Consider the following 5,780-nt stretch of genomic DNA (forward strand, 5'->3'; position numbering starts at 1 on the left):
GGATGCGGGCCGTTTGGACCCGCGACGCCCCACCGCCTCGCCGCACCGCGTCGAGGTCGGCGCGACCCCCGGCATCGGCGCGTCGGCGCGACCTGCCGGGCTGGTCTGCCCGATCGGCCGGCCGGTCGGCCGCGTGATGCCGCGCGGCGCGGGCTGCGTCCGCAGCGGCGTGCCGGCCGCCTTACGAGTGGTGACAATGGTCGAGTCCACGCTGGTGCGGGCGCGGCCCGAACGGGTGAGTGTCGCGCTGGTCATGCTGGCCTCCGGGGGTGCTCGTGGCGGTTGTGCCGGGTACTCGGGCAGTTCGGCGAACGCGCTGTCGAGGACGTTCGACGGCCTCGATCACGTGTTCGATGAACTGATGTTCGAGTTGTACCACGCCCGACCGACAAAGTCGCGCCACACCTCGAACAAATGTTTGAAGTGATCGTCGCGCTCCGCTAGGCTCGGGCCCACGGACATGTCAACACCCGCCGCCGACAACCAGCCGATTCGCTCTCAAGCGAGGCGGCGACAGAGAGGAATCCGAGCAGATGAGCGACTCACGGCCCAAGCGCACCGGAACTCGGAGCGATGATCGCGACCAGGACGCTCCCATCGATCCTGCCGCCGCCGAGGCGTCGCTGACCGCGCGTCAGCGCGGCGTGCTGGACGTGATCCGGCAATCGGTGCGCGAACGTGGCTATCCCCCGAGCATCCGCGAGATCGGCGACGCGGTCGGACTCACCTCGACATCGTCGGTCGCCCACCAGCTGCGCACGCTGGAGCGCAAGGGACTGCTCAAGCGCGACCACAACCGTCCACGCGCGGTCAACGTGCAGGACGCAGATCCGGCCGCGACCAACGCGGGAGGCGATCCGCTGCCGACGCCGACCTTCGTGCCGGTGCTGGGCAGGATCGCCGCCGGTGGACCGATCCTCGCCGAGGAAGCGGTCGAAGACGTGTTCCCACTCCCCCGCGAACTGGTCGGGGACGGCTCACTGTTCCTGCTGCGGGTGGTCGGCGAATCGATGATCGACGCCGCGATCTGCGACGGCGACTGGGTGGTCGTCCGCCAGCAGAGCGTGGCCGAGAACGGCGACATCGTCGCCGCGATGATCGACGGCGAGGCCACCGTGAAGACCTTCAAGCGCAAGAACGGACACGTCTGGCTCATGCCGCACAACGAGCTGTTCGAGCCGATCCCCGGCGACGACGCCGCCATCCTCGGCAAGGTTGTGACGGTGATGCGCCGGATCTGAGGGCAAGTACACCCCGTCGGATATCTGTACCTTTCAACCCGACCGTGGACCTGGCCAGAAACCTCAGCTGTGGCCAGAAACCGCTGGGGCGCCTCGGGTTTCTGGCCAGACACGCGGTTTCTGCACTCACGCAGCGCCGACGATGCGCCGGGGACACCATCTCGCCCCCGCACAGACAACCCATCCCGAGTGCTCGCATCTGCGCGCGTCTCCCATCCGCGCGCAATGCATTACGAGCAGATGGGAGGAATGCGAGCACCTGTTCCGTCGAGCCCGCTAACGTCGATCGGCGCGTTCCGCGGAACGCGCCGCACGGACGCGGCACCCGCAGAAAGCAGGGGAAGAAACTTCCTCCCCTACCCTCAGAGTCCTCCCCTACAAATTTCTCGGGGACGACTGTGAACCCCGGGGAAGAAACTCTTCCCCTAGATTTTGCGGCACCACACTGACGCATTTGCCCGGGTCAGCGACCTGGGCGCCGCCATCGACAGCGGAAGCACAATCCGTTGAAGTTGTGCCCGGAATCCGGGCACAACTTCATACGGAACCACGGACAGCCGAAGTCTTCGTCTCAGACGGCAGGAGAGAGCGGGGTGGCTGCGGCGTCGAGCACCGACGTCGCGGCCTGACGCGCACCGGCCGGATCCGCGGTTGCCAGTGCTGCAGTGGCGGCTTCGCGGCACGCGTCGAGGGTGACCTCGGCGAGCCGCGCGCCGACGCCGGCCGCGGCGACCGGTGCACTCGAGAGCGAGGTCACCCCGAGCCCGGTCAGCACGCATGCGAGGTTGGGGTCGGCGGCGGCCTCCCCGCACACCCCCACCGGCTTGCCCAACGTCTGACCTGCCGACGCGACCTCGGCGATGAGCTTGAGCACCGCCGGTTGCCACGGGTCGGTCAACGACGCGAGGTCCGCGGACATCCGGTCGGCGGCCATCGTGTACTGCGTCAGATCGTTGGTGCCGATCGATACGAAGTCCACCTCCGCGAGGATGAGCGGCGCCAGAATCGCGACGGCGGGGATCTCGACCATCACTCCGGCGGTCATCCCCCGCGCACGCACCTCCTGCGCGAACGCCGCTGCTTCCCGGGCGCTGGCGATCATCGGTGCCATCACCCACGGTGTCGATCCGGTTTCGGCTGCGGCCCGCGCGATCGCATCGAGTTGGTGCGCTCGAATCTCCGGGTTCTCCACCGCGATTCGGTCGCCACGAACTCCTAGCGCCGGATTTGCCTCGTCTTTGTGGTTGACGAACTTGAGCGGTTTGTCGGAGCCCGCGTCGAGCGTGCGAACCACGACCTTCTGCCCGGGAAATGCCTCGAGGACTTCGCGGTAGATGCCCGCCTGCTCGTCGACCGTCGGCTCGTCGGGGCGGTCGAGGAAGGCCAACTCGGTGCGGAACAGCCCGATCCCTTCGACGGGGTATCCGGTGGCCGTGCGTGCCGACGCCCCGTCCGCGACGTTGGCGAGCACCGAGACCTCGTGTCCGTCGGCGGTGCGCCCGGGCCCGTGCCAGGCGGCGACCGCTTCCGCACGCCGACGACTGGCATCGACCTGTGCTCGCGCCGTCGCCTCGTCGGGGCCGATGGTGATGGTGCCGAGCGTGCCGTCGATCAGCACGGGGGTTCCGGCCGGCACCGTCGTCAGATCCGATACCGCGACCACACAGGGAATCCCGAGTTGCCGGGCGATGATGGCGGTGTGACTCGTCGGGCCGCCGAGCCGGGTGACGAGGGCGACGGTGGTCGCCGGATCGAGTCCGGCGGTGTCCGCGGGCGCGAGATCGTCGGCGAGCAGGACAGACGGTTCGATCGGTTCCGGCACACCTGGTTCGGGCAGGCCGAGAAGTTCGGCGAGGACGCGGTCGCGCACGTCGTTGAGGTCGGTGACTCGCTCGGCCATGAGCCCGCCGAGCTTGGTGAACATGGTGGCGAACTGTTCGGTTGCCGCAGCCGCTGCCGCAGGCGCAGGCGATCCTTTGCGAATCAGTCCCGACGCAGCGCCGATCCACCCGCGATCCTCGGCGAGTCCGGCGGTGGCGGCCAGCACTTCGGCGGCTGCACCCGAGCTGTGCGATGAGCGGTCACGGAGTCGGCCGGCGACCATCCCCGCCGCGGCGACAAATCTTGCCACCTCGGGTTCGCGCTGGTCTTCGGGCAGTTCCGTGTTTGCACCCAGGGCGTCCGGGTCGTGGTCGGGGCGCTCCCCGGGCCAGATCGCCGGCCCGTAGGCCAGCCCGCCGACGACCGGCGTTCCCTCCAAAATGCCTCCCGCTAGCGTCTCGGTCACTGCGACCCCTCTCGTCTTCGAGTTCCGCTCCGCCAATCGGCGGCACGGCCGCACATACACGACTCAGTTCTACGCGATTCGTGTCCGGGCTCACCGTCGAGCTGCATTGCGTGACCGATGACCGGCTTTCGAATCTCTTGTGATCAAAGTTACAAGAAATGCTTGACTTGTCAACGCAAACAGGCGTAAACAAATAGATATCAACACTCAAGGCCACACAGATCAACACAACCACACGGGAATCGCAGACAGATCCACCCGGATGTCCCATCGAGAGATCGGAGCGGTGTTGTACGCCGAAGAACGCCAACAGGCGATCGCCGAACAGGTACGCGCGAACGGACGCGCCTCCGTCGCCGCACTCGCCACCAGATTCGAGGTGACGAGTGAGACCGTCCGCCGTGACCTGGCCGCCCTCGAACGGGCGGGCCATCTGCAGCGGGTGCACGGCGGTGCGGTGCGCGCCGGGGTCATGCGGGTGATCGGCGAGCGCGGAATCGACGAGCGGCAGGTCACCCAGACCGACGAGAAGGCCGCCATCGGCCGTGCCGCAATCCGCTTTCTCCCACCCGACGGCGGGTCCGTCTTCTTCGACGCGGGTACCACCACCTTCCAGGCCGCCTCCGCGCTGCCCACCGACCGTCGTCTCACCCTGATCACCAACAGCCTCCCGATCGCCGGCCTGCTGGCCAACCACAATTCGGCCAACCTGCACGCGATCGGCGGCCGCGTGCGCGGTCTCACCCAGGCGACCGTCGGCGCCGAAACCGTTGCGGCGCTCGAACGTCTACGGGTCTCGACCGCTTTCGTCGGAGCCAACGGCATCAGCGAGGCGCACGGATTGTCGACTCCCGACCCTGACGAAGCCGCGGTCAAAGCGGCAATGGTCCGCGTCGCGCAGCGGGTTGTGGTCCTCGCCGACTCGTCGAAGATGAACCGCGAAGACCTGTCCGGCTTCGCCGATCTCGACGACGTGGACGTCCTCATCACCGATTCGGGTGTTGATCCAGGCTTCTCCGCGGCGTTGTCGGCCCGGGGCATCGACGTGGTGATCGCATGATCCTCACCGTCACACCCAATCCCAGCCTCGACCGCACACTCGAGTTGCCCGGGCCCCTCGACCGAGGCGAGGTCCAGCGCGCCGTCGCAACCCGAGCCGAGGCCGGCGGCAAGGGCATCAACGTGTCCCGCGTGGTCGCCGAGGCCGCAATCGCGACCCGTGCGATCCTGCCCGCACGCGACGGAGATCCGCTGCTGCGGGCCCTCGACAGCGTCGGGCTGCCGTACGAGACCGTCGCGGTCGACGGAGAAATCCGGTCCAACATCACCATCGCCGAACCCGACGGCACCACGACCAAACTGAACGCACCCGGAACCGAACTCGACGCAGGACAGCTCAGCGCTCTCGGTGATCTCATCCGGACCCACGCGGCCGACGCCGTATGGGTCACCCTCTGCGGCTCCTTGCCGCCGGGAGTTCCGGTCGACTGGTATCGCACCGTTGCCGACGACCTCTCCGACCTCGGATGCCGGATCGCCGTCGACACGTCCGGGCCTCCGCTGCACGCAGCGGCACTCGGGTCCGTCGACCTGCTCAAGCCCAACGAGGACGAGCTCGCAGAGGTGACCGGTGCCGATGGCGAGGTCTTCCGACGCTCTGCGTCGACCGGAGATTTCGGCCCGATCGTCGCCGCCGCGCGCACCATCGTCGACCGCACCGGCGGTGCCGTGCTCTCCACCCTCGGCGCGACGGGCGCCATTCTCACCACGCCGGCCGGTTCGTGGTTCGCGACTCCACCGCCGATCGTCCCCCGCAGCACGGTGGGCGCAGGCGACTCGTCACTGGCCGGTTACCTGGTCGCCGAGACACGCGGTGCGTCCGAACCGGAACGTCTCCGCAGCGCCGTCGCGTACGGCGCCGCGGCAGCCGCCCTCGCCGGCACTCAGGCCCCCACCCCCGATCAGCTCGACCTCGACGGAGTCCGGGTCACCGAACTGACGGGAGCCGCACGAGTCACCTGAACCCCGCCCCAACGATCACAAACCCCACCCCCAACCCAGAAAGCACCTCGAGAAGGAACCCCCATGGCAGAGCAGATCATCACCGAATCAACGGTGAGTCTCGACGTGAACGCCGGCAACGATCCGGCCGCCGTCATCAGTTACCTCGCGGAGTCGCTCGGCGCCGCCGGGCGGACGACCGATCCGGCCGACCTCACCCGCGGAGCCCTTGCACGCGAAGCCAAGTCGGC

General features: G+C 68.3%; 5 protein-coding genes. 4 read left to right on the plus strand and 1 reads right to left on the minus strand.

Features of this window, described 5'->3' with window-relative positions; genetic code table 11:
• Both ABZW74_RS23735 and lexA read left to right on the plus strand, forming a co-directional pair.
• A partial coding sequence (locus ABZW74_RS23735; protein WP_355279869.1) for a hypothetical protein occupies nt 1-427 on the plus strand: 427 nt, incomplete at its 5' end.
• Nucleotides 428-533: 106 nt separating this feature from the next.
• Nucleotides 534-1,241, plus strand: coding sequence for a transcriptional repressor LexA (gene lexA, locus ABZW74_RS23740; protein WP_240856978.1), 708 nt, complete (start codon nt 534-536; stop codon nt 1,239-1,241).
• Nucleotides 1,242-1,812: 571 nt separating this feature from the next.
• Here the strand turns inward: lexA and ABZW74_RS23745 are convergent.
• Nucleotides 1,813-3,528, minus strand: a complete 1,716-nt coding sequence (locus tag ABZW74_RS23745; protein ID WP_240856977.1) for a putative PEP-binding protein — start codon at nt 3,526-3,528, stop codon at nt 1,813-1,815.
• Nucleotides 3,529-3,817: 289 nt separating this feature from the next.
• On the opposite strand from ABZW74_RS23745, the gene ABZW74_RS23750 reads away from it, so the two are divergent.
• Entirely contained in the window at nt 3,818-4,588 is a 771-nt protein-coding gene (locus ABZW74_RS23750) for a DeoR/GlpR family DNA-binding transcription regulator (protein ID WP_355279873.1), read from the plus strand.
• Nucleotides 4,585-5,550, plus strand: a complete 966-nt coding sequence (locus tag ABZW74_RS23755; protein ID WP_240856976.1) for a 1-phosphofructokinase family hexose kinase — start codon at nt 4,585-4,587, stop codon at nt 5,548-5,550. The genes ABZW74_RS23750 and ABZW74_RS23755 overlap by 4 nt, the downstream gene beginning before the upstream one ends.
• Nucleotides 5,551-5,780 lie beyond the last annotated feature (230 nt).

Origin of the sequence: Gordonia sp. NPDC003585 (assembly GCF_040610755.1) — a bacterium.
Classification (GTDB): Bacteria; Actinomycetota; Actinomycetes; order Mycobacteriales; family Mycobacteriaceae; genus Gordonia.